The following is a 2,864-nucleotide window of genomic DNA, read 5'->3' on the forward strand; positions in this document are numbered from 1 at the left end:
ACCTTCACGTAGGTTTCATCGAGATGCCATGAGCCAAAACCGGAAGGTTGACGCCAGTACCAGCGCAGCCGCTTTTCCATTTCAGGTGCATAACGCTGAACCCATCGATAAATCGTGGTGTGATCGACATTTACCCCTCGCTCAGCCAGCATCTCCTGCAGCTCACGATAACTGATGCCATATTTGCAGTACCAGCGGACGGCCCACAGGATAATATGACGCTCAAAATGTCGACCTTTAAATGGGTTCATGTGCTGCTCCTTCAACTAAACAGTGGCATCAGTTTACCATCGCCAGATCTTTGCAACAGTGCCCTACCTAGGTGACGCGCCTTTTCTGGCTTACGCACGTGGTGCATTAAGTTGCGGACTAGAAATATCGGGTTATGCCTCCCCTTTCAACGCTCGTCGGCTGGGGATTATTCATTATTTGTTATGACTACGGTGGTATTACTCGTGCTTATCACTTTTATCAGCAAAATCATCGTTTAGACCATAAGCGTCAATACTTATTAAGCACTACCTAGTGCTATATTTTTTCCTTAATGGGGTATGAATAGTCATACTGAAACCCTTGGTGGGCACGATCCTGACCCACCGAGTGCAAAATCGCGATGGGATGATTGCTGATACCTGTTGCAGGAAAAGGAAAGAGCCTGCTTCTTAACGGGTAACATGTCGTCCAATCTGAATGACGGTTCTTAAATAAAAAGAGTGTGTTGCCATGAAAGATATCAATCCGACACAAACCGCTGCCTGGCAGGCATTGCAGCAGCATTTTGAACAGATGAAAGATGTGCAGATTGCCGACTTGTTCGCGCAAGATGCCGACCGGTTTGCTAAATTCTCTGCGACTTTTGACGATCGCATGCTGGTGGATTTCTCCAAAAACCGCATCACTCAGGAAACCCTAGTTAAGCTGCAGGCGCTGGCGAAAGAGATCGACCTGCAGGGCGCTATCAAGTCAATGTTCTCCGGTGAAAAGATTAACCGCACTGAAGATCGTGCCGTGCTGCACGTGGCGCTACGCAACCGCAGCAACACCCCGATCATGGTTGACGGCAAAGATGTGATGCCGGAAGTCAACGCGGTGCTGGAAAAGATGAAAGTCTTCTCCGAGCGCATTATCAGCGGCGACTGGAAAGGCTACACCGGCAAAGCCATTACTGACGTGGTGAACATTGGTATCGGCGGCTCCGACCTCGGCCCGTTTATGGTCACCGAAGCGCTGCGCCCGTATAAGAACCACCTAAATATGCACTTCGTTTCCAACGTCGACGGCACCCATATTGCCGAAACGCTGAAAACGTTGAACCCGGAAACCACGCTGTTCCTCGTGGCCTCGAAAACCTTCACCACTCAGGAAACCATGACCAACGCCCACAGCGCCCGTGATTGGTTCCTGACCTTCGGTGAACAGGAAGAGGTGGCGAAGCACTTTGCCGCGCTGTCGACCAACGGTAAAGCGGTCAGCGAGTTCGGTATTGATACCGACAACATGTTCGAGTTCTGGGACTGGGTCGGCGGTCGCTACTCACTGTGGTCGGCGATTGGCCTGTCGATCATCCTGTCTATCGGTTTCAGCAACTTTGAGAAGCTGCTGAGCGGCGCGCACGCGATGGACCGCCACTTTGCCGACACGCCGGAAGAGAAAAACCTGCCGGTGCTGCTGGCGCTGATCGGCATCTGGTACAACAACTTCTTTGGGGCTGAAACCGAAGCGATCCTGCCGTACGACCAGTACATGCACCGCTTTGCCGCCTATTTCCAGCAGGGCAACATGGAGTCCAACGGTAAGTCCGTTGACCGTAACGGCACGCCGGTGACCTACGAAACCGGTCCGATTATCTGGGGCGAGCCTGGCACTAACGGCCAGCACGCGTTCTACCAGCTAATCCACCAGGGCACTAAGCTGATCCCTTGCGACTTTATTGCTCCGGCGAACACCCACAACAAGCTGGGCGATCACCACAGCAAGCTGCTGTCGAACTTCTTTGCCCAGGCCGAAGCGCTGGCGTTTGGTAAAGCGCGTGATGTGGTCGAGAAAGAGTTCGCCGATGCAGGAAAAGATGCGCAGTCCGTCGAGCACGTGGTGCCGTTCAAAATGTTTGAAGGTAACCGCCCGACCAACTCCATCCTGCTGCGTGATATCACGCCGTTCAGCCTCGGCGCGCTGATTGCACTGTATGAGCATAAGATCTTCACTCAGGGTGCAATCCTCAACATCTTTACCTTCGATCAGTGGGGCGTTGAGCTGGGCAAACAACTGGCTAACCGCATCCTGCTGGAACTGCCCGGCGCGGATAACGTCACCAGCCACGACAGCTCCACCAATGGCCTGATTAACCGCTATAAGTCCTGGCGTTAATCTGGTCGCGGCGGGCTGAGCGAAACAGAGGGTTAGCCCCTACAACACCGAGGTTGCCTTGGACTGTAGGGGTCGACCATTTTTCCCAGTCGACCCGTGCCGATGATTAATATTCCGCAAGCCGAACCCCCATTACTGGGGGGTATTTTCTGATAACTTTTGGTACCGGTTGACAGCCTGACGCTCTTGCCTGCGCCTCGCATCCCGGCGGGCTGCAATAGTTTCCCTGCTGTGGTAATAGCTAAACAATGGCATTCGGTTAAGCTCTTGCCGGAGCATGAAAGGAGTTCCAGCGCGTTCTGGGCCGCATAGATTTTCGGGTAATGATTCCAACTTACTGATAGTGTTTTATGTTCAGATAATACGCGATGACTTTGTCATGCAGCTCTACCGATTTTGAGAACGTAGCACGCCTGTGGCGTGAGCGGCGCTGCTGCGCCGCTTCGGGTGTTTGCATGACCGGCGCTCCGCTTTATACTCTGCTCCATGCATATCCC

3 protein-coding genes are annotated in these 2,864 nt (G+C 52.9%); 1 reads left to right on the forward strand and 2 read right to left on the reverse strand.

The window, feature by feature from the left end; genetic code table 11:
• Positions 1 to 251, reverse strand: a 251-nt coding sequence (locus BBW68_RS05140) for a transposase (protein WP_148127550.1), incomplete at its 3' end; no start/stop codon positions are given.
• Positions 252 to 723: 472 nt separating this feature from the next.
• On the opposite strand from BBW68_RS05140, the gene pgi reads away from it, so the two are divergent.
• Complete coding sequence (gene pgi / locus BBW68_RS05145) at positions 724 to 2,367, forward strand: glucose-6-phosphate isomerase (protein WP_070134290.1); 1,644 nt, start codon at positions 724 to 726, stop codon at positions 2,365 to 2,367.
• 334 nt (positions 2,368 to 2,701) lie between these two features.
• On the opposite strand, the gene BBW68_RS20135 is transcribed toward pgi, so the two are convergent.
• Positions 2,702 to 2,824: an IS1 family transposase gene (locus BBW68_RS20135; RefSeq protein WP_083264806.1), complete on the reverse strand. Its 123-nt coding sequence runs from the start codon at positions 2,822 to 2,824 to the stop codon at positions 2,702 to 2,704.
• Positions 2,825 to 2,864 lie beyond the last annotated feature (40 nt).

This window comes from Candidatus Erwinia dacicola, assembly GCF_001756855.1.
Taxonomy (GTDB): domain Bacteria; phylum Pseudomonadota; class Gammaproteobacteria; order Enterobacterales; family Enterobacteriaceae; genus Erwinia; species Erwinia dacicola.